This is a genomic window from Amycolatopsis azurea DSM 43854 (genome assembly GCF_001995215.1).
Lineage (GTDB): Bacteria > Actinomycetota > Actinomycetes > Mycobacteriales > Pseudonocardiaceae > Amycolatopsis > Amycolatopsis azurea.
In genome coordinates this window covers 222,231-245,665 of the sequence record NZ_MUXN01000025.1, presented here as the reverse complement: position 1 = coordinate 245,665, position 23,435 = coordinate 222,231, and the positions used below count along the sequence as shown (strand labels likewise).

Below are 23,435 nucleotides of genomic sequence, written 5' to 3'. Positions count from 1 at the left end.
TGATCAGCGGACCTTCCGCCGCGGACGTGGGTTGGCTCTGCGTATCCCGGCGATGTCACCGAGCTACGACTCGCCGGTGATCCTCGCCGTGCCGATCGAGGCCGCGGTGATCGCCCTGGCTGCCGTCTGGGTGGACGAATTGGAGTTCAGATTGGTGAGCGACGCCCGGTTGAGGGCGTGCACGACGAACTCGTAGGTGTTCACCGTCGAGGGCGAGCACGGTCCCTGGTAGCCGAAGAGGCTCGCGCTCCCGCGGTAGTAGACCTGCCGGGAGCCGGCGGGAACGGGAGGCTGGTAGACGTGCTGGACGTTCTGGGGGAGCGAGGCCGCGGTCGCCGGGATGTCGTAGATGACCCAGTGGATGAGGTTGTTGTTGTCGAGGTCGCGCATGACGATCGCGTAGCTCTTGGCCGCGGCGGGAGCACCCGACCAGGCCAGCGGCGGCGACTCGTTCTTCTTGGCCGGGTCCTGCCCGCCGCCGCTGGTGCACTCGTGGACCTTGGGCATGAGACCGCCGTTGGCGAAAGCGGTGCTGGACAGGGTGAACGCGTTCGGGGCCGCCGAGGCCGCGGGGGAAAGGCACGCGGCGCCGAGGGCGAACAAGGCGCAGAACACGATTCTCGTTGTTCTCATGGGAGACTCCCGAGGAATTTGGTGATTTTCTTGCGCGGGATTCAGCGTAGGCAGCCGGGAATCAGGCGGCTAGCGCACTTTTCCGGCCGAACGAGGTGTTTTCGCCGGGTGATTCAGGGGCGCACGAGGACCGAGAAGTAGATCGGCCTGTTGCCGGGGAACAGTTCCCGGTCCTGTTCGTCGACCATCTTCCAGAACACCTTGCAGGCGGCCGGGGCGGTCGGCGGTGTGCCCACGGTGACCGTCACCTGCACGTTTCCCTGCGGCGCGGTGTCGTTGACCGGGATCCGGTCCGGGGTGCGGCAGGCACCGGGCGCGACCGGGAGGTCGGTGCGGCGAAGGTACCGCTTCTTCCACTCGACGGTGCCGGTGTTCTGGAGTTCCCAGACCTTCACGAACTGCGTGCCCGGTTTGACCACGGTGTCGTCGGGAATGGTCACGTCGGCGATGAACTTGCTCGAGTCGCCGGGATGCGGCGGTTCGGGCGAGCTCTCGTCACCGGGCAGGAGGACGACCACGACGGCGGCGATCGCGGCGACCAGCACGAGGGCCAGCGGCACCAGGACCCGCTTGGACCGCCACCGCGATCGGGCGGGCGCGGGTTCCGGCTGCCGGTCGGCGGAGAGCACGAGCTGGACGCCCTGCCATCGGGCGTGCCACTCCTCCTCGTCACCGTCGCAGGCGCGGACGAACTCCCGGACCGTCTCCCACGGCTGGAGCCGCCTGCCGGTGACGGTGAGGTGCAGGGTCGCGTGGGACACCGCGCCCGACTTGGCGGCCATCTTCCGGAAGGAGGGCTCCCCGGCCCGCGTCCGTAGCTTCCGCAGCTCGTCCATGAACGCTTCGAGCTCCGGCGTCCGTTCTCCCGCTTGCGCTCCCGGCACGCTTCCCCTCGCGTTCGTGTCCAACGTGACAACGATTTTCGTCACTCTGCGCGGCCAGGTGACTATATCGCGAACTTCGTCCCGATCGCCGTGCCGACCAGCGGGATCGCCCCGGCTCCAGCGCTGTCAAACGCTGTCAACCTGCGGTTTTTGACGTCAGACGTTCCGTACAGGCGGTTCCGGACGACCCCTCGTCCAGGGCAATGTCGGTCACGAGCTGTTCACAGGGAGCAGCACCGAGTGAAGGAGCAGTCATGCGCAAGGTGGCAACGGCCGCGACGTTCACCGCTCTGACCGGAGCCGCGCTCATGGGGGTGACGGCGGGGCAGCCCGCGGTGGCCGCGCCGTCGGTCAACATGGAGGCCGTGATCAAGGCGGCCATGTGGGATCCGTACAAGGCCGACCAGGCGATCACGCCGGGCTCCGGCCCGAGCGTCAAGGTCGTCGAAGAGGCACTGGCGGCGAAGAACCTGCTCGACAAGAAGCAGGTCGACGGCCACTTCGGCACCTCGACGGTCAAGGCGTACGAGAAGTACCAGAAGTCGCTGGGGCACAGCGGCCTGGCCGCCACCGGGCTGCCGGGCAAGGGTTCGCTGACCGAACTGGGCAAGGGCCGCTACACCGTGACCGCGCCGATCAGCGTCGGGTCGAAGACCAGCCTGGACGGCAAGACGGTGAACAAGCGCACCGCCGACATGATCGCGGCCGCGGAGAAGAAGGCCGGGGTCAAGTTCACCATCACCCAGGGCTCGTACAACGCCGGCGGTGTCGGCGCCTCGGGTGGCACGCACGACGGCGGCGGCGCCGTCGACATCTCGGTGAACAACATCTCGAACAAGACCGCCGCGGTGAAGGCTCTGCGTGAGGTCGGGTTCGCCGCGTGGCACCGCACCCCGAGCCAGGGCGACTGGGCCGAGCACATCCACGGCATCGCGATCAGCGACACCGACATGTCGCCGCAGGCGCAGGCCCAGGCCGGTGACTACTTCAAGGGGCTCAACGGCCTGGCGAGCCACGCCAAGGACGACGGCCCGCAGGTGAAGAAGGTGACCTTCGAAGAGTTCAAGCGCGGATGACGCGATCCGTGAAGGACGGGCGGGCGGCTTCGGCCGCCCGCCCTTCTCCGTGAAGTCGTCGCCCTGGCGCTTCGCGACCGGACCGGTCACGCGGGACTGTGTGGATTTTTGCTCGTCCAACGCACCAAAATCCACACAGTCGGCGACACGGCAGACAGGAGGCCTTCACGGACGGGCCGCCGGAAACCCGACGACCGCGGCGTCACCGGCCCGGGCGGCCACCAGCGCGCCGGGCGCCGGGATGAGCGCGTGGCGGCCGGAGCCGGAGAGCAGGCCGCCGATCAGGTCGCCGGGTGGCGGCCACGAGACCGGGAGGGTGGACGCGGGGGAGCCGTCGATTTCCTGCCGGTGCACCGCCATCCCGCCGCCGGGCGAGCCGCACAGGCGCAGGTACGCCGTCGGCGTGGTGGCCTGCGCCCGCCGGTCCGGGCAGGCGGCGAGGTCGACGGCCACCCCGCCGTCCAAGGTGGCCGCGGTGGTCTTCCCGTTCTCGTCGCGTTCGGAGACGGTCACCGGGCCGAGCGTGATCCGCGACGGCGCCTTGGGGTCCATTGTGGACAGAAAGGTGCCGGTGGCGGCGTCGAGCACGACGTCGGTGTTCTGTCCGCTCGCCAGGCCCGAGTACCGCAGCGACAGGGAAACCTTGCCGCCGCCGGGAGAGGAGTTCAGGTAGTAGTCGGCCTTCTCGTCCGACGGCCGGGACACCGGCAGCCGGTGTTCCCAGCGCGGCTCGCCGGTGCGTTCGTCCAGGCCGAGCACGCTGAGCCGGTCCTGGCACAGCAACGGCGCCAGCACCACGTCACGGCCGCTCGCGGGAAGCGCGAACGGGGAAACGCACCCTTCGGGCGCTTTCCACGACCACAGCGGGCTTCCGGCACGCAGGTCGAGCGCGTCGACGCGGAAGTCGTTGTTCCCCAGGTAGGTGAGCGACGGCAGCACGGTGGAGGTCGGCGCCAGCAGATCGAGGCCGTGCACGTCGTCGATCACCGTCTCCTGGACGGGAACGCCGGTGATCGCGTCGAGCACCGTGAGGTGATTACGGCCTTTCCCGCCGTCGCCGGGCGCGAAGACGGCCAGCAGCAGAAGCCCGTCCGGAGTGGGGACGAGCGCGCGGACGTGGGCGCCGGGGCGGGCGTAGGTCCAGCGCACCGTGCCCGTCGGCCCGTCGAGCGCGGTGACCTCGCCGCCGGTCCCGGCGACCGCCACCCCGGCGCCGGCCGCGACCACGTCGAGGACCGGTGAGGTTGGAGTCCAGCTCCACGGCGCGGCCATCACCCGATCGGCGAGCGGCGGCGCCGTGACGGCCGTGGCGGTCGCGGACCGCACGGCCAGCCCGGGCACGGTCGTCACCGCGGTCACCGTTCCCGCGGCGAGCACCGCCACGAGCGGGACCGCGAACCACCAGCGGACCGGTCGCGGGAGGCCCGCCACCACCAGTGTGACGACGGCGGCGACCGCGAGCACCGCCGTCGAACTCCCCGGGGTGCCGCTGCCGAGGTCCGTGCTCAGGCAGTAGATCGCCCAGCCGGTGGCGCCGAGCGCGCAGACCGGCGCGGAAACCTTCGCCCCGGTGGACTTCCCGAACGTCAGCAGGGCCGCGAGTACCGACGCCGCGGCGGCCAGCGCCACTTCGAGATCCGGCCGGTCCGGACGGACCGCCCCGCCGGGGAGGAACACCGCCAGTACCGCGCAGCCCGCGGCGAGTGCCGCGACCACCGCTCCCATGAGTTCCGCCCCTCGACCTCCGCCTGCTCCTGCCGCCGGATCCTGGCATGGCCGGAATCGCCGGGAGACCGTCGAAATGACGTCACCGCAGGCTCGTTCGCCGCCAGTGTTCGGCCGCCTCGCTCATGTCCTTGTGCAGATGCCGGAAGAACCGGCTGGTGGCGTCCAGCCGGGCGCTCGCCGGGCCGTCGACCAGCCCGGCGCCCCGCCGGGTGACGTCCGCCCACGCTGTCATCGCTTCGAGACTGGCCTGCCAGGCCCGGTAACCGAACTGGTCGTCTATGACGTACCGCTGCCGCCTGCCCTCGCGTTCGCGGCCGATCAGGCCGCGTTGCCCGAGCCAGGCGACGGCCTTGGACACCGACGCGGGGCTGACCTCCAGTCTGGCGACGAGTTCGGCGGCGGTACTGCCGCCGGTGTCCCCGGTGAACAGACAGGCCAGCACCCTGGCCATCATCGCCGGGACCCCGGTCGCGGCCATCATCTCGGCGAACTCGGTCTCGAAGTCCCGCAGCGCCTCCGGGGTGCGCTCGACGGGTTCGGCGACGGGCGGCGGACCGGGTTTGCGGCGACGTGCCCGCCAGTGCGTCGCCTGCTGAGCCTGGCCCGCCCGGTAACCGTGGGCACCGCCATTGCGCGCCACCTCGCGGATGATCGTCGATTTCGGGCGGTCCATCCGGCGGGCGATCTCGGCGTAGGCGAGCCCCGCCGTCAAGCCCGAGGCGATCTGCCTGCGCTCGTCGTGGGTCAGGCGGTTTCCCGGCACCCGTCCTCCAGTCCCGGTGCATTCAGCTCCATGGTCATTGCATCGATTGTATGCCTTTCACCTGGACTTACCGCGAATCTGCGTTGCCGCGTAGGGAAATCCGGTGTTTCGTGGACGGCGAAGAGATCGGGAGGTGCACACGGAATGACGACCAAGGTCTGCCTGGTCACCGGCGCTTCGTCGGGGATCGGCCACGCCACCGCGCTGGAGCTGCTGAGCGCCGGACACACGGTCTACGGCGCCGCGAGGCGCGTGGAGAAGATGGACGACCTTCGCGAGGCGGGCGGTCGTCCGCTGAAGATGGACGCCCGGGACGAGGGCGATCTCCGTCGCGCGGTCGGCACCGTTCTCGACGAGCAGCAGCGGATCGACGTCCTGGTCAACAACGCCGGGACCGTCCTGCACGGCGCCATCGAGGACGTCCCGCTCGACAGCGCGCGCGACCAGCTCGAAGTCAACCTTCTCGCGCCGGCGCGGCTGGTCCAGCTCGTCCTGCCCGCCATGCGGGCGCGGCGGTCCGGCACGATCGTCAACGTCTCGTCGATCGGCGGCGAGATCGCCTTGCCGCTCGGCGCTTGGTACTACGCGTCGAAGCACGCGCTCGAAGCGTTCTCCGACACGCTTCGCATGGAGGTCCGGCCGTTCGGCATCGACGTCGTGATCATCCAGCCGGGCATCATCAAGACCGAGTTCGAAGACCGGACGTCCGCGCAGCTGCGGGAGATCTCCGGCGGCGGCGCGTACGGGGCGATGGCGGAAGCCATGGCGCGGCAGGGGGAAACGGGACTCAGTGACGGCTCCGATCCCAGTGTGGTCGTGGACGCCATCCGCCGTGCCATCGAGTCCGATCGCCCGGAAACGCGATACGCCGTCGGCCACCTCGCCGAGAAACTGCTCGAACTCAACAGGACACTGCCGGACCGCGAGTTCGACGAACTCGCTACTCGCTCGACGAACTAGGCCGGCGGCGGGCGCGCGCGACGCCGATCCACAGCAGAACCGAGACGACGGCACCCGGCGCCGCTGTCAGATACACCGGCCACGCCCGGAAATCCGACACCCACAGCATGGCGACCAGGCCGAGGGTGATCAACGTCCAGGCCAACGCGAGCGTGCCGCCTCGCCGCTGCCAGCGAGCGGCGAGGCCGCGCATCCTGTTCTCTGCTCCGATCACACTGGTGGGTACCCGCTCAGCGCCTGGTCAACCCCAAAAAATCAGGCGCGGAGGTATCCGGTGATCATCGCCACGAGTTCGTTCTCGAGCCGCGTGAGGTCGATGGAGTCGGGCGCGGCGATGAGCTGGTGCACGGTCAGCTCCACGGTCGACGTGACGAGCCGGGCAGCGGTGTCCTTGTCCTGGACACGGACTTCGGGATGAGCGTTGAGCAGATCGAGCAGGTCGTCGATCATCTCCCACTTCACCCGGGTGACCCGCTCCAGTATTTCGCCGGAGCGCGGCGCCTGCTCGATCATGATCCGCAGCAGCTGCGGATCGTCGAGGTGGTTGTCGATCACCGTGCGCACGAAGTCCCTGATGATGGTCTCCAGCGGTTCGGGCGACTCCTTGTATCGGCCCTCTTTGTATCGGCGGAGCGTCGCGGTGCCCCGATCGCCGTCGAGGTGACGGGTCAGCAGTTCGGCCAGGATCGCGTCCTTGTTCGGGTAGTACTGGTACAGCGAACCGATCGAGACGTGGGCCCGTTCGGCGATCCGGTTCGTCGTCCCCGCGGCGTACCCGTACTCGGCGAAAATGTGAGCAGCGGCGGTGAGGATGCGCTGCCGGGTCAGCTCGGCCCGGACCTGACGCGGCTGTTTACGTGGCTGGATGCGGCGCTGGTCCGACGTCATGGCACTCCTGAGTGAAGCGGCCTGAAAGCGAGTAGCGGTCAGGCTGAACAATTGCTCATAATTGTGTCATGACCAGCAGTTATCTCGCCAATGAGACGCGTCCGCGCCGGCTCTCGTACGAGGAGGTCCGCGCCCGGCTCGGGGAGCCGGAGGCGATGATCAAGGCCAAGGTCCACGACCGCGTCGACAGGCACGGCCACCGGTTCATCGCCCATTCGCCGTTCGTGGCGATGGCGACGGCGGACGCGACCGGCCTGCCCGACTGCTCGCCGCGCGGCGACTACCCGGGCTTCGTCAAGGTGCTCGACGAGCGCACCCTCGCCATCCCCGACCGGCCCGGCAACAAACTCGCCGACTCGTTCCGCAACCTCGCCGAGAACGACGGGATCGGGCTGATGTTCGTGGTCCCCGGCATGCGGGAGGTGTTCCGGGTCAACGGTCACGCGTATCCCACCGACGAGCCGGACGTCCTCGCCCGGATGCGCACCGAAGGCAAGGAGGCGGAACTGGCGATCATCGTGGAGGTCGCCGAGACGTTCTTCCACTGCGGGCGCGCGCTGGTCCGGTCCCGGCTCTGGGATCCGGCGAGCCAGGCGCTGGCGGACGAACTGCCGTCCGCGGGCGAGATCGCCACCGAGCAGATGGGCCTCGACCTCGATCCGTCGGTGCTGGAGGACATGCTCGAAACCAGCTACCGGCAGCTGTACTGAGGGGATTTCGTTGATGCAGCAGACCATTCTCGACCGTGTCGAACCGGTCGCCGAGGGCACCGTCTCCCTCGTCCTGCGCGGCGCCGAGGGCCCGCTGGCCCCCTGGGAGCCGGGCGCGCACATCGATCTGGCGTTGCCGAACTGGCTGACCAGGCAGTATTCGCTGTGCGGGGACCCGGCCGATCGCGGCAGCTACCGGGTCGCCGTCCGGCACGACAGGCTCAGCCGAGGCGGATCGGAGTACATCCACCTGTTCCTGCGCGCGGGCCGAAGCCTTGAAGTCTCCTTGCCGCGCAACAACTTTCCCTTGCTGTCCGCGCCGGAGTACCTGTTCCTCGCGGGCGGGATCGGGATCACGCCGATGATGCCGATGCTGGCGGCCGCGGTCGCGTCGGGTGCTTCGGCCAGGTTGGTGTACGTCGGCAGGTCTCTGGCCGCCATGCCGTTCGCCGCCGAACTCCGGGCCACCCACGGCGACCGGGTGCGCGTCCACGCCACCGACGAACACGGCAGGCCCGATTTCGCCGCACTGGCGGCCGGACTCGGTCCGCAGGCGCTGGTTTACTGCTGTGGTCCCGCTTCGATGCTCGACGCGGCCGAGGCGGCGTTTCCCGCGCAGGGCCTGCACCTTGAGCGTTTCCAGCCGGTGGCCAAGGAATTCGCGCCCAATGAGCCTTTCGAGGTGAACTGTGTCCGATCAGGACGGACGGTGGCCGTCGCCGCGGAAGAGTCCCTCTTGGATGCCTTGCGCCACGCGGGTTTCCCGGTCCAGTCCGGTTGCCGGGAAGGCGTATGCGGCAGCTGCGAGATCGGCGTCGTCGGTGGCGAACCCGAGCATCGCGACGACATCGGCGCGGCGCCCGGGCGCATGTACTGCTGTGTCTCGCGTGCGTCTTCGCGGCTCGACCTCGACCTCTGACCCCGTCGTATACGAGTTGTCGGCGACCGGTGGCTAGGCTCGCGCGATGGTCGAGCCCGCATACGATCCCGAACTCGCCGCCGTGCTGCCCGCGCTGGCGGGACATGTCCCGGTCGGCATGACGGCGGAGCAGTTGGAGCGCTACCGGGCGATGAAGTTCCCGTCCATCGAAGAGCAGATCGGCGATCGCCCGGTCACCTGGACCGATCACACGATCCCCGGGTACGGCGGCGCGGAGGTCGTGGTCTCGGTCATCGCGCGCGAGGACCATCGCGGCGGCGGGCCGGGGATCTATCACGTCCACGGTGGCGGAATGGTGATGGCCGACCGGTTCGCGTCGGCGTATCCGCTGGTCGAGTGGGCGATGAAGTACGACGCTGTCGCGGTCACCGTCGAATTCCGCCGCGCGCCGGAGCATCCGCATCCGGTGCCTGTGGAGGACTGTTACGCCGGTCTGGAGTGGATGGCCGCGCACGCGGACGAGCTGGGATTCGATCCGGACCGGCTGGTCATCTTCGGTGGGAGCGGCGGCGGAGGCCTCGCCGCGGGGGTCACGCTGATGGCGCGGGACCGGGGCGGGCCGGCGCTGTTCGGGCAAATGCTCCAATGCCCGATGATCGACGACCGCAACGACACCGTGTCGGCGCGGGAGTACGACGGCGTGGGCGTCTGGGATCGCACCAGCAATCTGACGGCGTGGACGATGGTGCTGGGGGAGCGGCGGGGCACGCCGGACGTCTCGCCGTACGCGGCCCCGGCACGCGCGACCGACCTCAGTGGATTGCCGCCGACGTTCATCGACGTCGGCGCTGTCGAGGTGTTCCGGGACGAGGCCGTGGCTTACGCGAGCGCGATCTGGGCCGCCGGAGGACAGGCGGAACTGCACGTCTGGGGCGGTGCCTTTCACGGTTTCTACGACATCGCACCGGAATCCGCCGTCGCCCGATCGTGCCTCGCCGCACGGGAATCGTGGCTGGAACGACTGCTCGCCGGACGTGAATGAATTTCCCCGAATTGCCGCGTGCCGAGCGCGGTGTAACCCTGGTCATACCGAACGACACCACCACCACGAAGTACAGGAGTCGTTATGACCACCACGGAAATGCCCGCTGTCCACGAATGCACGGTCAGCGGTTGTTCCTACAACCACGACGGCTGTCACGCTTTCGCCATCACGGTGGGCGGCGGCAACGGATCGGCCGATTGCGGAACGTTCGTCCCGCTCAACACCAAAGGCGGACTCGATCGGGTGACCGCGCAGGTGGGCGCCTGCTCTCGGACCGATTGCCGGCACAATTCCGCTTTGGAATGCACCGCTTCGAGTGTCCGCGTCGGACCGGGTGAAGGTGACCACGCCGCGAATTGCCTGACCTACTCCAAGTAGGCATCAGCTACTGGCCGTCGATTTTCGTAAGTCCGTGAAGGCCTCCTTGAGGGACCCAGAGTCCCTCAAGGAGGCCTTCACGGACCGAGCTCGAACCTGGCGCGAGAGGTGGGTTGCGAAAGTGGCGTTCGCAACCTTCAACGTTGCGAAAGTGGCTTTCGCAACGTTTGCCCCTGACGGGGCCGCTGCGACTAGCGCGTGAAGGCCCCCTTCCCTCGACTCAGCCGAGGGAAGGGGGCCTTCACGCGCATCCGTTGTGACTGTTGCTGCCGTGGTGAACGAGGTGATCGCCCTGTCCGTGAAGGCCTCCTTGCCTACCCTGAAGGTAGTGAAGGAGGCCTTCACGAACTTGGGGCCTAGGGCGGACCAGAGCGGCCGCGCGGTCAGCTGCCGGCCTGGTCGCAGCTGGCGGCATCGGTGCTCAGCGCCGGGTCGGTCACCGGCCGGTGGTCGATCGCGACGGTGCTCTGCGTCGTCAGCGCGCCGTCCCGCAGGGTGTAGACGGTGCGCGTGCCGCTGTAGGTCAGCGGGTCGGCGCTGATGTCGTCGGCTTCGGCGGCGACGGTTTCGAAGGTGCGGCCGCCGCCCTGGAGCGGAGTGCACTGGTAGCCCAGGTGGGCGGCGACGCCACCGCCTTCGGCGACCGACAGCGGCTTGCTGTCGTTGTCGACGACCTGGCTGAGGTTGCGGCCGTCGTAGTGCAGCGCGGTGAAGAAGGTGGTGTTGGCGCCCACCGACTGGGTGACGATGAGTTCGGCGCGGCCGTCGCCGTTGAGGTCGGTGACGCGCGGGGCCTCGAGCGGCACGGAGCTGTCGGCGCCGAGGTGGATCGAGGTGAACGTCCCGTTCACGGTCGCGGAGATGACCTGGTCGTTGTCGCCGGTCAGCTGCGCGGTGACGGTTTCGAGCTCGCCGTCACCATCGAGGTCCGCGACGGTGGTGACGGGGTCGCCTGCCGGGGCGGCCAGCGCGGGGACGATGGCCCCGAGGCTCAGTGCGGCGGCGACGCCGGTGATGGTGGCGGTGCGGATGATGCGAGTGTGCTTCATGGTGCTCTCCCTCCACGCTTCGGTGAGCTTTTCACCGAATGTGCTCTCACTAGGGGAGACGGTTGCGGATCATGGACGTGCATCGAGAGTGTGATGGGCCACACATAAGCAACCGTGCGGCCCGCCACCCGAACGAGGGGCGGGCCGCTCGAGGAAAAAGCGGACTACTTGATCGCCCACAACTGAAGTGCGGAGCCGGTGTCGGCCCGTTGCGTCACGGCGGCACCGTCCGAAGTGGACGCCGTCGTCAGGAGCAGGCCCGAGCGGACACTGGTGATCTTGTAGGTCCCGTCAGGCTGTTTCGCCGCGGTCCAGCGCTGGTTGGGGCCGCCGGTGCACGTCCACTGGATGACCCGCGCGCCCGCGCCGGTCGCTCCGCCCTCGACGTCGGCGCACAGCTTCGAATGCGTGTTGGTCAGGGTGTAGGAACCGTCGGACTGCTTGGTGAACAGCCACTTCTGGTTCGCGCCCTGGTTCGGCGCCCAGGTGACCAACGGCGTGCCGGTCGACGTCGACGAGTCCGGGTCGTCGAGGTTCTTGCCGGACGCGGCCAGGGTGTGGACGCCCTCGAGAGCGCCCGCGCCCGCGTCGGTGAACTTCAGGGTTTGCTCGGCCGCGGTTCGCCCGCCGCCGACGGCGTTCCCGGTGCTGTCGGTCCAGGAACGCAGCGGTGTGGTCTCCGCGAGGCGTGACGTCTTGCCGGACAGGCCGAGCACGAGTCCGCTGTACCGGTTCACCAGCCGGAAGGTTCCCTTGTCCACTGTGGACGGGATGACGAACCACTGCTGCCCGACCGTGGTGGAAGAAGACACGGTCGGCTTCGCGCCCCACGCGCGGCCCGCCTGTACGGCGTCGACGCCGAGAGCCTGGCCCGTCGCGGCGTTGGTGACGCGGTACGAGCCGTCGCCGTCGGAGGAGAACTGCCACGCCTCACGGTCGGAGCCGGTCGTGCTCGCGACGGACGTCGTCGCGCTTCCGGTGCCCTGCGCGAGAACCCGGCCGTCACCGAGGCCGATGCGGTACTTGCGGGAAGTGTCCACAGGAGACGGTGCGGGAGTGGACGAGGTGATGGTCTGCGTGGTGTACTCGCCGCCCGCGCCGCCGGAACACGCCACCGCGCAGTACGACCGGAACTGCTTGCCGATGATGGTCGAGTTCGTCTTGTTCGCGGCGTCGACGAACCAGCGGTACCAGGACTGGTTGGTGTAGCTCCCGGTGTCGCCGATCAGCCGCCATTTCTGCGTCGTCAGATCGTCGGTCGCGTAATACCGCTGGGGGACGACGCTGTCCACGGCCTCCGGCGCGCCGATGTAGAGCCCGAGATGCGCGTTGTAGGCGATGTTCATGATGAACAGATCGGATTTGCGCGGCAGCTGCCCCGCGGCGATCTGCTGGCTGACGTTGCCGGTGTTGGCCGGGTCGTAGTCGTCCGCGACGGGCGTGTAGCCGGTGTCGCCCGTGGCGGCCACCGGGACCATGTTGCTCTCGCGGCCGCCGACGCCGGGCTGGGACCAGCCGCCGTCGAACCACTTCTGCCACGAACCGGTCGCCATCTTGGCCGAGATCGGCGAGCGGGCGACGTGCGCCAGCCCGGTCATCGGGCCGCCTGCACCGGCCTTCGGCACGATGCGCGAACCGTAGTAGACGTAGAAGTACCCGGAGGCGGTGTCGACGAACAGGCGCGGGTCGCCGTCGCCGTAGTCGAACGTCTGATGCGGGAACGCCGCCGTGTCGCCGCGTTTCGTGCTGTAGGGCGAAGTGATCGCGTGGTCCTTGATGGCCCAGGTCTTGCCCTGGTCCTTCGACACCGCCATGTCGATCGCGTCGTAGTGCGAGAACGAGTACGCGCCGAATGGCTCGGGCGTGAACTCGTTGTGGATCAGGCCGTACCAGTCGCCGGTGTCCGGATCGACCCAGGTGCCGACGAGGTCGCAGAAGTTCCGCTGCGAGTAGCCCGAACCGGCCGGCGGATTCGTGGATTCCTTGCCGGTGGGGCTGTTGTTGCAGCGCCAGGTCGTGTCGTCGTTGCGGTCGGCGGAGTTGGCCGGGTTCACCGCCTTGCTGATCGGGTTCTTGGTGAAGCTGTCGAAATCGCGTCCGCTGTAGAAGTCCCACTCGCGCGGCTGGTCGGCGCCGTAGAGCGCGGCCGCCTGCTGGAAGTAGAACGTGCCGTCCTTGTCGACATAGCTACTCGCCGGGGTGTCGGTGGTCGGGCTGAACGACTTCTTGGCGTCGACCGTGATGGTGTACGTCGCGTCCGGCGGCGCGGCGTCGGACGACACCGGTACCACCGTGGTCGCCGCCACGGCCAACGCCGCGGCGCCGAGAAGAGGCAGGGTCCGCATGACTCTCTCCCAAGGGTGACCCGCACCACAGTTGGCGGGGCGGTCGCCGATGTTATGAACGTTACTGCGCGTAAGTCAACGCGTTCGCTCAACTTCAAGCGTTGTTCATGCACTTTGTGCGCGGAAAGTCCAAGCGGTCCGCTACGGAAGTCCAAGGGATCAGTCGGGCACCAGCGGCGGGTCGTCGGGAGGCGGGATCCGCGAGCTCCAGCCGCCGGGGACGGCTTGGACGCGTGACTCGCGGAAGCGCCCGGGGGAGACCCCGACCCGGCGGGTGAAGAGCCTGCTGAAGTAGGCGGCGTCCTCGTAGCCGATCGCCTGCGCCACCTCCTGCACCGGCATCCGAGTGGTGGCCAGGAGTTCCTTCGCGCGGTTGAGGCGCAGCGTCAGCAGATGGTCCTTCAGCCCCGATTCGGTGCTCCGGCGCACGGCGGCGCGGAGTTCGGGCAGGGTCATGCCCCGGCGGGCCGCGATCTCGGCGACGCTGATCGGCAGCAGCGCGTCCCGCGCCAGCGCCGCCAGCAGAGACCCGCCGCTGTCGGCGCCCGCTCGCCGCAACGCCACCAGCAGGTGGTGCACGGCCGCCGAGGCGTCGACCTGGGCCAGCGGGCTGCCGCCGCGCGCACAGCGCACGATCCGGCTCACGATGTCGCGGACGACCTCGACGTCGCCCAGCGGCACCACCGGCGTCCCGGGCGTGACGTAGCCGAGTTCGACGTAGGCGTCCACGGCACTGCCGTCGAAGTCGACGAAGCACTCTTCCCAGCCTTGCCCGGGGTCGGGCGCGTAGTGGTGCCCGACCCCGGGGACGAGCCACAGCAGGGCGGGGGCGACGACCTCCTGCCGTTCCCCGCCCGCCACGGCGAACCAGCCGCGTCCCTTGGACACCACGACGGCCACGTAGTGATCGAGCACGCGCGGCCCGACGACGGGCAGGGCACCGTGCTGGAGCCCGACCCCGAGGCACACCAGACCCAGCCGTCGGTGCACGTCGGACGGCGTGAAGTACCGCATCCAGGTCCGGTAACCCATCCCCGCATCTTCGCGCAATCACCCCAGCGCGGCGTCGAGGGTGACCGCGGCGTCGATGAGCGCGAGGTGCGTGAAGGCCTGCGGGAAGTTGCCCAGCTGCTCGCCGCTCGGCGCGATCTCCTCGGCGTAGAGCCCGACGTGATTGGCGTAGGTCAGCATCTTCTCGAACGCCGCCCGCGCCTCGTCCAGCCTGCCCGCGCGGGTCAGCGCGTCGGCGTAAGCGAAGCTGCACAAGGAGAACGTGCCTTCCGAACCCGCGAGGCCGTCCGGGGACGCCGCCGGGTCGTACCGGTGTACCAGGCTGTCGGTGACCAGGTCCTGCCCGATCGCGTCGAGGGTGGAAAGCCACAGCGGGTCCCGCGACGGGAGGAAGCCGGTGCGGGGCATCCGCAGCAGCGACGCGTCCAGTTCGTCCCCGGTGTAGTGCTGGACGAACGCCTGCCGCGTCCGGTGCCAGCCCTGGTTCAGGATCTGGTCGTAGATGCTGTCCCGCTGCCACGTCCAGTCCTCGACCGGCGCGGGACGGCCGTGCGTGCTCGCCATCCGCAGGCCTCGGTCGAAGGCGACCCAGCTCATCAGCCGGCCGTAGGTGAACGACCGGCGCCCGCCCCTGGTCTCCCAGATGCCCTCTTCGGGCTGGTCCCAGTGTTCGCCGAGCCAGTCGAGCGCCGCGCGGACGGCGGTCCAGCCGCGATGAGGCAGCTCGAAGCCGGCCTGGTCGGCGGCGAAGACGCTGTCCAGCGCCTCACCGTAGATGTCCAGCTGCAACTGTCCCGCCGCGTCGTTCCCGATCCGGACCGGCGTCGACCCGCGATACCCGGACCAGTGCGAGAGGTCCTCCTCTCGGAGATCCGTCGTGCCGTCCACGCGGTAGAGCACGGCCAACGGCCCGCCCTCGGCGCGCTCGCGGCCGCCTTCGCGGATCCGGTCGCCCAGCCAGCCGCCGAAGCAGGCCGCCTCTTCGGTGAAACCGAGGGCCAGCAGCGCGGAGACCGAGAACGACGCGTCCCGCACCCAGGTGTAGCGGTAGTCCCAGTTCCGTTCCCCGCCGAGTTCCTCCGGCAGGCCGAGGGTGGGCGCGGCGACCAGCCCGCCGGTCGGCCGGTAGGTGAGCAGCTTCAAGGTGATCGCCGAGCGGGCCACGACCTCCCGCCAGCGTCCGCGATAGGTGGAGCGGGCCAGCCACGAACGCCACCAGCCCACCGTGTCGTCGAACAGGTCGGTGAACTCGCCGAGCCGGATCTCGCGCGGCGGTTCCGCGGTGTCCGTCTCGAGTACGACACCGCGGACCTGGCCCGCCGTCAGGCCGATCCGCAGGTGCACGTCGTTCCCTTCGATCCGCGGCTCGGCGAGGTGCTCGTCCTCGGGCTCGCGGACCGGGTGCAGCGTCAGGGAAACCTCACTCGACACGAAGACGGCGCCGTGTCCGAAGAGGATCGCCTCGTGCGGACGGCGGCCGTAGTCGAAGCGGGGCGCGACCACCATGTCGAAGGTGATCTTCCCGCGGACACAGCGCACCAGGCGGGCGATCCGGTGCTTGGCGGTCGCGGCGCCGTCGGCGGGTGGCATGAAGTCGACCACCTCGCCGATCCCGTCCGCTCCGGAGAACCGGGTGATCAGGACCGCGGTCTCCGGGTAGTACATCTGCCTGCTGGTGTACGGCCCGGTGGGGTGGACGCTGAACCGGCCGCCGTGGTCGTCGTCGAGCAGCGCGCCGAAGATCGACGGTGAATCGAAGCGTGGGCTGCAAAACCAGTCGATCGAGCCGCCGGTGGTGACCAGCGCGGCGGTCTGCAGGTCGCCGATCATGCCGTGATCGGCGATCGCGGTTTCGGGCATGGCGCCTCCTCGGGCGTCGGTGTGCGGTCGGAGATCACCGTCGTCGCGGCGGGCGATCAGTGCCTCATCCACCCGGGGTGAGGTGGCCGGGGTGCCGCGCACGACACCGTGTGCGGCACCCGAGAAGGAAGGCCACGCCGATGCTCGTCCCGCCCTTGGCCCTCGCCCAGTTCGTCGCCAGTTACGCCGCGACGACGATGACCGTGGCCGTCAGCGTGATCGCGACGGACCTCGGCACGACGGTGCTCGGTGTCCAGACCGCGATCACGCTGTTCACCCTCACCATGGCTTCGCTGATGGTGCCCGGCAGCAAGCTGACCGACTTCCTCGGCCGCAAAAGATGTTTCCTCCTCGGCCTCCTCGTCTACGGTGTGGGCGCGCTGCTCGCGTCGGCCGCCCAGGGGACGGTGACGTTGATACTGGGGTACTCCCTGTTGCAGGGCATCGGATCCGCGCTGATGATCCCGCCGATCTACATCCTGGTCACCGTCACCAGTTCCGACGTCGCGACCAGGGCCCGCCGGTTCGGCGTGGTCAGCGGCGCGGGCGCGCTCGGGGCGGCCGCCGGGCCGCTCATCGGCGGGCTGATCACGACCTGGCTGGGATGGCGGGCCTCGTTTCTCCTGCAGGTGGTCATCGTCGGTCTGGTCGTCGTGCTGGCTCTGCGGCTCGTGGAGCCGCCGGAAGTACCGGCCAGGACCCGGTTCGACGTCGTCGGCGCGGTGCTTTCGGCGGCGGGCCTGTTCTTCGTCGTGGTCGGGATACTCCAGATGGGCACGTCACTGTTCTGGGTTTTCGCCGGAGTCGGCGTCGCTATCCTGTACGCGTTCTTCGCGCACATCCGTACGCGGGAACGGAAGGGGCACGAACCGCTGGTGTCCCCGGCGCTCTTTCGCGACCGCACCACCCGCCTGGGCCTGGCCACCCAGCACGTGCAGTGGCTCGTGCTCCAGGGTTCGTTCTTCGTGATCGCCGTGTTCCTGCAACAGGTCCGCGGCTACGACGCCATCCATACCGGGCTGATGCTGACGCCCGCGACGGTCGGCATCCTCGCCTCCTCGGCGGCCGCGGGACGGATGGCGCGGCGGCACTCACAGCGTCGCCTGATCCGCGGCGGTTTCGTGGTCGCCATCGCCGGGCTGGTGCTCGTGCTGCTGCTGGTGCGGGCGGATTCGGGGGTGGCGAGCGCCGTGCCGGGGCTGTTCCTGCTGGGCGCGGGCGTCGGCATCATGCTGACAGCGTCGGTGAACCTGGTCCAGTCGCGCAGCCCGGACGCGGCCCAGGGCGACATCTCGGGGGTCTCGCGCAGTGTGTCCAACCTCGGGTCTTCGGTGGGGACGGCGCTGGCCGGTTCCGTGCTGGCCGGGGTGACGCGCCCCGGCGGGACGTCCTTCGCGCTGGCGCTCGCCACGTTGACGCTGGTCGCGGTGGTGGGGCTGATCGCCGCCCTGCTGATCCCGAAACCGCTCCCGCAAGCGCGGTGAACCGTCCGATGTGGACGAACGACGGTGCCGCACGGCGGTCACGATCAGCCGCAGGGCGACGCTCAGCACCATCAGGTTCGCCACCATCTGGATCGTCACCAGGATCCGTGCGGCCGCCGAAACCGGCACTATGTCGCCGAAACCGACCGTGGTGAACATCGTGACCGTGAAGTACAGGGCGTCCGTCCTGGACAGACCGGTGTCGAACGACCCCGGCCGGTCCTGGCCGAGGATGTAGTAGACGTCGGCGAACAGGAGCAGGAACAGCGGCACGATCAGGGCCAGCGCCCGGATTCCCTGCAAGGCGGGGAACGGCGAGCGGAGGATCATCCGCACCTCGCCGACGACGAGCAGGGCCACGACGGCGAGGCCGCAGGCGAAGGCGGCCACGGTCCAGGCGTGCAGCCCCTGATCGACGGGTAGCAGGTAGTACAGGCACAGCAGCACGGTGACGGTGAGCAGTGGCCGCAGGACCGCCAGGTGGAAGAACCGCCAACCGGCCGCCGCGGTCAAGACGAGAGCGCCTTCCGCTTGAGCGCCTGGAATTCCTCCTCGTCGATGACGCCTTGGTCCAGCAGCCGCTTCGCCTCGGCGATCTGCTCCGCCGGGCTTTGGTCCGTTGTGGACGAATACCGCGAATGTCTTCCCTGGGTGCCGAGGTAGAGCAGGACACCGACGAACGGCAGCACGAACACCAGTACCGTCCAGCCCGCCTTCGCCCAGCCGGACACGGCAGGCCTGCGGTAGAGGTCGGTCAGGACCAGGAACAGCAACCAGAACCAGGCGATCCAGCAGAAGAACACCAGCATCGTCCACATCAGTTCGGAGAACGGGTACTCCGCGTTCGCCATGGCCATGATCTCTCCTCACACCGGATCGGACGTTTCCGTTCAACTCGACCGGATCCGGGCCCCGCTCGCCTCACCCGAGCCGGGTGAGGCGAGCAGGGGTCAACTCGTGAAATCACCGACCTCGGTGTCCAGCAGGCCACGCCGGAGCGCGGTCGCCACGGCGTCGCGCCTGCTGCGGACGTCGAGTTTCGCGTAGATGCCGCGGACATGGGTCTTGACGGTGTTCGGCGAGACGGTCAGGTCCTGGGCGATCTCGTCGATCGACCGCTGGGTGGGCAGCAGGCGCAGCACGTTGCGTTCCCGTTCGGTCAGCGGCGCGGGCATCGGCGGGGTGCGCAGTTCGCGGCGCTGGGCGAGCACCCGTCCGGCGAACCGCTCACCGGTGCCCAGTTTGCCGAGCCGCGCGGTCAGGAACGTGATGACGTCGGAAGGCGCGAACACGAACGGGAACCGGACGTCACCGGGTTCGGCGGCGCGCAAGGCGTCGTCCAGGGACCGTACCGCCCGTTCCCGTGCCCCGGCCGCCAGCGCCGCCCGCACACCGATCAGCGACGCTTCGATCCCCGCCCACGGCAACAGCATCGGCGCGTCCTCTTCCGACAGTGAGCGCAGCACGGAACTCGCCGCGCCCTGCCTGCCGAGCCGCAGCTGGGTCCTGGCCCGCATCAGCAGCAGCTCGCCCGAACCGGCGATGATCGGCTGGGCCCAGCGGAAGGCCTCCCTCGCCTGGTCCGCCGCGCCGAGCCGCAGCGCCGCACGGTGCTCCAGCACGGCGCACCACGCCGCGTGTTCGGCGGAGAAGCTCCGCCCGGTACCGAGACGCGTGCGCGCCCGGCGCATCCTCCGCAGTCCCGAATGCCAGCCGCCGAGCTCGAATTCGGCCGCGCCGCGCAGTGTTTCGGCGATCAGGCCCAGGCTCCGGGCCGTCCTCGCCGGCGCGTCACCCAGCATCCGCCCGATCTGCTTCGTGTGTTCGGCACACTCGGCGGCCTCACCTCGCAGCAAGGAAGCGAACGCGAGCTGTTCCGACACCTGGGCGCCTTCGAGCGAGCGATGGGGATCGTGCGCCGCGTGCCGGGCCTGGACCCGCTGGGCCAGCTCGTCCATCTCCCGGTAGTCGCCATCGGATCCGGCGAGGGAGCTCAAGGTGACGAGGCACTGGTTCACCAGGAACTGGTGGTTCACGCCCTCGGCGGCGTCGGCGACGTGGGCCAGTGCCGTCCGTGCCGAGCCCCGATCGCGGCGGGCGGTCAAGGTGGCGACCCGATGCAGGGTCGCCAACCCGCTGAGCGTGGTGTCCGCCGCCAGCTGTCCGTCGATCTGCTCGGCCGCGCGGACGGCCTGCGCCGGACCGCGATCGACCTGAGCGAGCCGGGACCGCACCAGCTGCCGCAGCACGGTCAGCTCCGCCTCCGGATCGGCAGGCCAGGCCGCGTCCGCGCAACTCAGCTGTGTCTCGGCCGACGACGGTTCGCCTCGTTCCAGATGCAGCGCGGCCGAGATCAGCGCCAGCAGAGGAGAGGTCACGGCCCGCCGATCGCCGAGGACGGCGAGCGCGAGCCGCAGCACGTTGTGCTCGCCGGCGAGGAAGAGCACCACCGCGTGACGGCGCAACAGTTCGCCGACGCGGGTGGTGTTCCCCGAGCGGACGCTGTGCAGCAACGCGGGAGCGGGCCGGTCGTGTTCGGCGAACCAGCGCGCGGCCGCCGCGTGCAGGCTCCTCGTTCGCTCCGGTGCCCGGCGCAGCAACTCGGCCCGCAGGTAGGTCCGCAGCAGGGGCGGCAGCCGGTGCCGCGCGGGGATTCCGACGGAGTGGACCACCTGCCCGGCCGGTTCGCCGAGTTCGCGGAGCATCGCTTCCGCGTCCGGCCGGTCGGACAGGGCGGCCGACAGTCCCGCCGGGACTTCGTCGCAGATGCTGATCGCGCGCAGCAGGTCCCGCTGGGGCACGGTCAGCGGCGCGAGTACCTCGTCGGTCAGGTAATCGAGTACCGCCCGGTCCCGTCCGGCGAGAAAATCGGCGAGATTTCCTTGCCGGGCGGCGGAAGCTGCGGCCAGCCGCAGCCCGGCCGGCCAGCCTCCCGTCCTGGCCACGAGCAGATCGACCTGATGCGGCGGGACACCCGGCTCGGTGGTCCCGACGAGTGTTCCGGCCTCCTCCGGCGAGAAACGCAGGAGGTTCACCCCCACTTCGAGAAGCCTGCCCGCGACGCGGGCGCGTACCAACGGCAGCGGCGGTTCGCGGCGGCTCGAGATCACCAGGCGCAGTCCTGACGGCTGATGCCGCAGGAGCGTCTGAAGTCCGCGCCAGGTGCCCGCGTCGGTGATCTCCTGGGCACCGTCCAAGACGAGCAGTACGGGTTCGTCCAGCGCGTCCAGCGCGTCGGCGATCGTGGCCAGGAAGGCGAGATCCGCGCCCGGGGCGGCGGGAACCGCGAGCGACCGTACCGGGTTTCCCGCCGGGACCGCGGCACAGCCGCTGAACGCTTCGAGGACCGCGGACCAGAAGAGACGGTCGTCGTTGTCCTCCGCGTCGGCGGAAACCCAGGCGACGGCGCCGCGGTGGCCGCTCGCCCAGTCGGCGAGCAGCACCGTCTTGCCGTAACCCGCGGGCGCCCCGACGAAGACCATGGCCTGCTCCGCCCCGTCGTCGAGCGCGGTGAGCAAACGCGGTCGCGAAACGAGATCGACAGGAGGAACGGGGATGGTCACCTTTGTCCTCGGGACTCGTCTTCGCGGCGAAATGTCGTGGTTCTTCATGCGCCAGCCTCCTTTGCGGCCATTTTCACATCGTCCCGGCGGATCCTGCCATGCAATTCGGTCGTCTCACCCGCGCTGGGCGAGGAAAAGGTCAGGACTACCCAGAATCGTGTGGCTCGTGAAGGCCCGTGGAGATTACTGGAGAAAACAGAAAGGCCGGAAACGGCCGACGTCGGTATTCATCGCGACGCAGTTCTTCTGGATCGGTCCCGTCGAGTTCGTGATGCTCGACGTCTTGCGGACCGGCCGCGTCGGAGCCGAGGCGGTGGTGTTCTCACTCGCCGTCCTGCTTGCCGCCCTGACCTCGGTGACCTCGATCCGGCTCGCCGCCAGGGCGGGTCTCGACCTGTTCGCGAGGCTGGTGTTCCTGCCGTCGAACACGTGGTCTTCGATCATTTCGGCGGTCGATCTGGCGATGCTCGCGGCGGCGTGGTTCATGGCCGGACGGGCGGGAAGGGGAAAGGGTAACCGATGAGTCCGCTGATTCCGGTCCAGCGTGGACCGTTGGCCGGAGTGAATTACGTCTTCCGGGGCAGTGGTCGAATCCCCGAACAGGCGAACGGGGTGGTGGACGATATCCGGGGAATGCTCGTCGTCCCGGTCGGTGACGAGATGATCGTCTTCGGCACGTTGACCGATCAAGGAAGCATTTCCCGCATTCTGCGGGCGCTCGAGGCGCTCGGGATGCGGGTGGACTCGGTGCACCGGGTCCGGGAACTCCCTCAATACGCGACCATTCGATAACGGGTTCCGGCCCTGTTCCGGCCCTGTCCGTGAAGGCCTCCTTGAGGGACCCAGAAGTCCCTCAAGGAGGCCTTCACGGACTCGCGTGACGCGGGATCAGAGCCGTTCGGGGAGCGGGGACTCGCCGAACGCGGTCCGCAGCCGCGCCTCTTCCTCGTCGGACAGGTTGGTGGTCACCAGGGTGGCGCCGGTCTCCTTGAACGGCTCGGCGACCCGGTCCAGCACGGCGCCGTCCGCCATCACGAACAGCGCGGAAGTGCCCGGCGTGACTCGCGCCCGGACGGTGGCGATGAAGTCTTCGTCGATGCCGACATGGGAAAGCGAGCCGGTCAGCGCCCCGATCGCGGCGCCGACCGCCATCCCCAGCAGGGGCACCAGGAAGATCAGGCCGAACAGGAACCCCCAGAACCCGCCGCCCAGCGCACCGGCGCCGGTCAACGAGCCGAGGTCCTTCGTCTTCGGCTTCTTCCGGTCTTCCGGCCAGGTGACATAGGCGGCGTCGGCGATCGAGATGAGCTGTTGCTTCTGCATTCGTTCCAGCAGCGCGAGCGCGTTTTCGGCGCCGTCGGCGGTGGGAAAGGCCCATACGGTCAGCGAACTCATGGTGCGGTCCTCCTCGGTCGGCGAAGCGGGGGTGTCCGAGCGGCACTGTGCCCGGGACGCCGCCACCCCGCATCGCCCGCGCCGTGTGGGGCGGAAACCCCTCCGGCCAGGCCTGATCTCACCTGACGCGGGCGAGGCCCCTGTCCCGGTGAACGCACCATGATCGCCCCAGTCCGCAGCCTCTCCTCCCGAAAAGAGGGACCATGAGCGAAAGAGCGCATCACTGGACCACCACGGCCGGGACCGGGCCGCCGCCGGATCGGCCGGACCCGGGCGTCTCCCGGTCCCGCCGGTCCGGCTGGATCTGGTTCGCCGGATCGATCACCGTCATGGCGGGTCTGTTCACCGCGGTGGAGGGGCTGGTCGCGCTGTTCGACCAGACCTATTACCTGATCGGCCCGTCGGGGTTGCTCGTGTTCGACCTCGGCGCCTGGGGGTGGATCCACCTGATCGTCGGGGCATTGGCCGTGCTCGCGGGGAGCGCGTTGTTCACAGGTGCGCCTTGGGCCCGCATCATCACTGTCGTACTCGCCGGGTTCAACGCGCTGGGGCAACTGGTGTTCCTGTCCGCGTACCCGATATGGGGTGTGGTGGTGATCGCCCTGGACGTCCTGGTGATCTGGGCGGTGCTCGTGCACGGGGACGAGGCCTCACACGAGATCTGGTGACCCGTAGGCCATACCGCTGATCAGTACAGTCGTGGCCTCCGCGGAACAGGGGGCGCGATCCTTCGAACGATCGAGAGGTTGACTTGCCCGCTCGAACGACATCGCGGTCCTGGCG

23 protein-coding genes and 1 pseudogene are annotated in these 23,435 nt (G+C 69.2%); 10 read left to right on the top strand and 14 right to left on the bottom strand.

What is annotated here, in order from left to right; all coding sequences use genetic code 11:
- Positions 1-63: 63 nt before the first annotated feature.
- The gene (locus tag B0293_RS33555; protein WP_245191951.1) at positions 64-633 is read right to left on the bottom strand and encodes a YbhB/YbcL family Raf kinase inhibitor-like protein; all 570 of its coding nucleotides are present in this window, start codon (positions 631-633) and stop codon (positions 64-66) included.
- Positions 634-746: 113 nt separating this feature from the next.
- Entirely contained in the window at positions 747-1,541 is a 795-nt protein-coding gene (locus B0293_RS33550) for an NBR1-Ig-like domain-containing protein (protein ID WP_245191952.1), read from the bottom strand.
- Positions 1,542-1,771: 230 nt separating this feature from the next.
- Here B0293_RS33550 and B0293_RS33545 point away from each other — a divergent pair, with 230 nt between their 5' ends.
- Positions 1,772-2,593 (top strand): peptidoglycan-binding domain-containing protein, encoded by an 822-nt coding sequence (locus B0293_RS33545; RefSeq protein ID WP_005157944.1) that lies wholly within the window; start codon positions 1,772-1,774, stop codon positions 2,591-2,593.
- Positions 2,594-2,758: 165 nt separating this feature from the next.
- Here the strand turns inward: B0293_RS33545 and B0293_RS33540 are convergent, their stop codons facing one another.
- Positions 2,759-4,318 (bottom strand): outer membrane protein assembly factor BamB family protein, encoded by a 1,560-nt coding sequence (locus B0293_RS33540; RefSeq protein ID WP_005157952.1) that lies wholly within the window; start codon positions 4,316-4,318, stop codon positions 2,759-2,761.
- Positions 4,319-4,400: 82 nt separating this feature from the next.
- On the bottom strand, positions 4,401-5,084 hold the full coding sequence (locus tag B0293_RS33535) for a helix-turn-helix domain-containing protein (RefSeq protein WP_005157954.1): 684 nt from the start codon (positions 5,082-5,084) through the stop codon (positions 4,401-4,403).
- Positions 5,085-5,228: 144 nt separating this feature from the next.
- Between B0293_RS33535 and B0293_RS33530 the strand changes: the two genes are divergently transcribed.
- Positions 5,229-6,044: an oxidoreductase gene (locus B0293_RS33530; RefSeq protein ID WP_005157956.1), complete on the top strand. Its 816-nt coding sequence runs from the start codon at positions 5,229-5,231 to the stop codon at positions 6,042-6,044.
- Here B0293_RS33530 and B0293_RS33525 read toward each other — a convergent pair.
- Both B0293_RS33525 and B0293_RS33520 read right to left on the bottom strand, forming a co-directional pair.
- Positions 6,025-6,258, bottom strand: coding sequence for a hypothetical protein (locus tag B0293_RS33525; protein ID WP_245191953.1), 234 nt, complete (start codon positions 6,256-6,258; stop codon positions 6,025-6,027). The genes B0293_RS33530 and B0293_RS33525 overlap by 20 nt on opposite strands.
- A gap of 41 nt (positions 6,259-6,299) precedes the next feature.
- On the bottom strand, positions 6,300-6,932 hold the full coding sequence (locus tag B0293_RS33520; protein ID WP_005157961.1) for a TetR/AcrR family transcriptional regulator: 633 nt from the start codon (positions 6,930-6,932) through the stop codon (positions 6,300-6,302).
- A 68-nt stretch (positions 6,933-7,000) separates the two neighbouring features.
- Between B0293_RS33520 and B0293_RS33515 the strand changes: the two genes are divergently transcribed.
- The 4 genes from B0293_RS33515 (at position 7,001) to B0293_RS33500 (ending at position 9,945) form a co-directional block, all read left to right on the top strand.
- Entirely contained in the window at positions 7,001-7,642 is a 642-nt protein-coding gene (locus B0293_RS33515; protein WP_005157963.1) for an MSMEG_1061 family FMN-dependent PPOX-type flavoprotein, read from the top strand.
- 13 nt (positions 7,643-7,655) lie between these two features.
- Positions 7,656-8,561, top strand: coding sequence for a PDR/VanB family oxidoreductase (locus B0293_RS33510; protein WP_005157965.1), 906 nt, complete (start codon positions 7,656-7,658; stop codon positions 8,559-8,561).
- 46 nt (positions 8,562-8,607) lie between these two features.
- The gene (locus B0293_RS33505; protein ID WP_005157967.1) at positions 8,608-9,564 is read left to right on the top strand and encodes an alpha/beta hydrolase; all 957 of its coding nucleotides are present in this window, start codon (positions 8,608-8,610) and stop codon (positions 9,562-9,564) included.
- 84 nt (positions 9,565-9,648) lie between these two features.
- Positions 9,649-9,945, top strand: a complete 297-nt coding sequence (locus B0293_RS33500) for a DUF1540 domain-containing protein (RefSeq protein ID WP_005157969.1) — start codon at positions 9,649-9,651, stop codon at positions 9,943-9,945.
- 383 nt (positions 9,946-10,328) lie between these two features.
- On the opposite strand, the gene B0293_RS33495 is transcribed toward B0293_RS33500, so the two are convergent.
- The 4 genes from B0293_RS33495 to B0293_RS33480 all read right to left on the bottom strand — a co-directional run bounded on the left by B0293_RS33495 (position 10,329) and on the right by B0293_RS33480 (position 16,210).
- A complete protein-coding gene (locus tag B0293_RS33495) occupies positions 10,329-10,994 on the bottom strand; it encodes an FG-GAP repeat domain-containing protein (RefSeq protein WP_005157972.1) in 666 nt (221 codons plus the stop codon).
- A 164-nt stretch (positions 10,995-11,158) separates the two neighbouring features.
- A complete protein-coding gene (locus B0293_RS33490; RefSeq protein ID WP_005157978.1) occupies positions 11,159-13,339 on the bottom strand; it encodes an RICIN domain-containing protein in 2,181 nt (726 codons plus the stop codon).
- A gap of 159 nt (positions 13,340-13,498) precedes the next feature.
- On the bottom strand, positions 13,499-14,371 hold the full coding sequence (locus B0293_RS33485) for an AraC family transcriptional regulator (protein ID WP_005157981.1): 873 nt from the start codon (positions 14,369-14,371) through the stop codon (positions 13,499-13,501).
- Positions 14,372-14,389: 18 nt separating this feature from the next.
- Complete coding sequence (locus tag B0293_RS33480; protein ID WP_039918119.1) at positions 14,390-16,210, bottom strand: glycoside hydrolase family 15 protein; 1,821 nt, start codon at positions 16,208-16,210, stop codon at positions 14,390-14,392.
- A 140-nt stretch (positions 16,211-16,350) separates the two neighbouring features.
- Between B0293_RS33480 and B0293_RS33475 the strand changes: the two genes are divergently transcribed.
- Complete coding sequence (locus B0293_RS33475; RefSeq protein ID WP_005157987.1) at positions 16,351-17,694, top strand: MFS transporter; 1,344 nt, start codon at positions 16,351-16,353, stop codon at positions 17,692-17,694.
- A gap of 90 nt (positions 17,695-17,784) precedes the next feature.
- Here the strand turns inward: B0293_RS33475 and B0293_RS44455 are convergent.
- The 3 genes and pseudogenes from B0293_RS44455 to B0293_RS33460 form a co-directional block, all read right to left on the bottom strand.
- Positions 17,785-18,024 (bottom strand): annotated as a pseudogene (locus B0293_RS44455) (potassium channel family protein); the annotation flags it as partial.
- 179 nt (positions 18,025-18,203) lie between these two features.
- Entirely contained in the window at positions 18,204-18,551 is a 348-nt protein-coding gene (locus B0293_RS33465) for an SHOCT domain-containing protein (protein ID WP_005157997.1), read from the bottom strand.
- A gap of 93 nt (positions 18,552-18,644) precedes the next feature.
- A complete protein-coding gene (locus B0293_RS33460; RefSeq protein ID WP_005157999.1) occupies positions 18,645-21,305 on the bottom strand; it encodes a LuxR C-terminal-related transcriptional regulator in 2,661 nt (886 codons plus the stop codon).
- Between the two features lie 118 nt (positions 21,306-21,423).
- On the opposite strand from B0293_RS33460, the gene B0293_RS33455 reads away from it, so the two are divergent.
- Together B0293_RS33455 and B0293_RS33450 are read left to right on the top strand one after the other, a co-directional pair.
- Positions 21,424-21,780: a hypothetical protein gene (locus tag B0293_RS33455; RefSeq protein WP_143254700.1), complete on the top strand. Its 357-nt coding sequence runs from the start codon at positions 21,424-21,426 to the stop codon at positions 21,778-21,780.
- Positions 21,777-22,049, top strand: a complete 273-nt coding sequence (locus B0293_RS33450; protein ID WP_052014467.1) for a hypothetical protein — start codon at positions 21,777-21,779, stop codon at positions 22,047-22,049. The genes B0293_RS33455 and B0293_RS33450 overlap by 4 nt, the downstream gene beginning before the upstream one ends.
- A gap of 96 nt (positions 22,050-22,145) precedes the next feature.
- Here the strand turns inward: B0293_RS33450 and B0293_RS33445 are convergent, their stop codons facing one another.
- Positions 22,146-22,652 (bottom strand): DUF1269 domain-containing protein, encoded by a 507-nt coding sequence (locus tag B0293_RS33445; protein WP_005158019.1) that lies wholly within the window; start codon positions 22,650-22,652, stop codon positions 22,146-22,148.
- 203 nt (positions 22,653-22,855) lie between these two features.
- On the opposite strand from B0293_RS33445, the gene B0293_RS33440 reads away from it, so the two are divergent.
- On the top strand, positions 22,856-23,320 hold the full coding sequence (locus B0293_RS33440; protein WP_005158023.1) for a DUF7144 family membrane protein: 465 nt from the start codon (positions 22,856-22,858) through the stop codon (positions 23,318-23,320).
- The last annotated feature ends 115 nt before the right edge of the window (positions 23,321-23,435 follow it).

Bases quoted from the DNA above. Each gene is read 5' to 3' on its own strand.
- B0293_RS33555 (WP_245191951.1), bottom strand. From the start codon at position 633: ATGAGAACAACGAGAATCGTGTTCTGCGCCTTGTTCGCCCTCGGCGCC.
- B0293_RS33545 (WP_005157944.1), top strand. From the start codon at position 1,772: ATGCGCAAGGTGGCAACGGCCGCGACGTTCACCGCTCTGACCGGAGCC.
- B0293_RS33540 (WP_005157952.1), bottom strand. From the start codon at position 4,318: ATGGGAGCGGTGGTCGCGGCACTCGCCGCGGGCTGCGCGGTACTGGCG.
- B0293_RS33530 (WP_005157956.1), top strand. From the start codon at position 5,229: ATGACGACCAAGGTCTGCCTGGTCACCGGCGCTTCGTCGGGGATCGGC.
- B0293_RS33520 (WP_005157961.1), bottom strand. From the start codon at position 6,932: ATGACGTCGGACCAGCGCCGCATCCAGCCACGTAAACAGCCGCGTCAG.
- B0293_RS33515 (WP_005157963.1), top strand. From the start codon at position 7,001: ATGACCAGCAGTTATCTCGCCAATGAGACGCGTCCGCGCCGGCTCTCG.
- B0293_RS33510 (WP_005157965.1), top strand. From the start codon at position 7,656: ATGCAGCAGACCATTCTCGACCGTGTCGAACCGGTCGCCGAGGGCACC.
- B0293_RS33505 (WP_005157967.1), top strand. From the start codon at position 8,608: ATGGTCGAGCCCGCATACGATCCCGAACTCGCCGCCGTGCTGCCCGCG.
- B0293_RS33500 (WP_005157969.1), top strand. From the start codon at position 9,649: ATGACCACCACGGAAATGCCCGCTGTCCACGAATGCACGGTCAGCGGT.
- B0293_RS33495 (WP_005157972.1), bottom strand. From the start codon at position 10,994: ATGAAGCACACTCGCATCATCCGCACCGCCACCATCACCGGCGTCGCC.
- B0293_RS33490 (WP_005157978.1), bottom strand. From the start codon at position 13,339: ATGCGGACCCTGCCTCTTCTCGGCGCCGCGGCGTTGGCCGTGGCGGCG.
- B0293_RS33485 (WP_005157981.1), bottom strand. From the start codon at position 14,371: ATGGGTTACCGGACCTGGATGCGGTACTTCACGCCGTCCGACGTGCAC.
- B0293_RS33480 (WP_039918119.1), bottom strand. From the start codon at position 16,210: ATGCCCGAAACCGCGATCGCCGATCACGGCATGATCGGCGACCTGCAG.
- B0293_RS33475 (WP_005157987.1), top strand. From the start codon at position 16,351: ATGCTCGTCCCGCCCTTGGCCCTCGCCCAGTTCGTCGCCAGTTACGCC.
- B0293_RS33465 (WP_005157997.1), bottom strand. From the start codon at position 18,551: ATGGCCATGGCGAACGCGGAGTACCCGTTCTCCGAACTGATGTGGACG.
- B0293_RS33460 (WP_005157999.1), bottom strand. From the start codon at position 21,305: ATGAAGAACCACGACATTTCGCCGCGAAGACGAGTCCCGAGGACAAAG.
- B0293_RS33450 (WP_052014467.1), top strand. From the start codon at position 21,777: ATGAGTCCGCTGATTCCGGTCCAGCGTGGACCGTTGGCCGGAGTGAAT.
- B0293_RS33445 (WP_005158019.1), bottom strand. From the start codon at position 22,652: ATGAGTTCGCTGACCGTATGGGCCTTTCCCACCGCCGACGGCGCCGAA.
- B0293_RS33440 (WP_005158023.1), top strand. From the start codon at position 22,856: ATGAGCGAAAGAGCGCATCACTGGACCACCACGGCCGGGACCGGGCCG.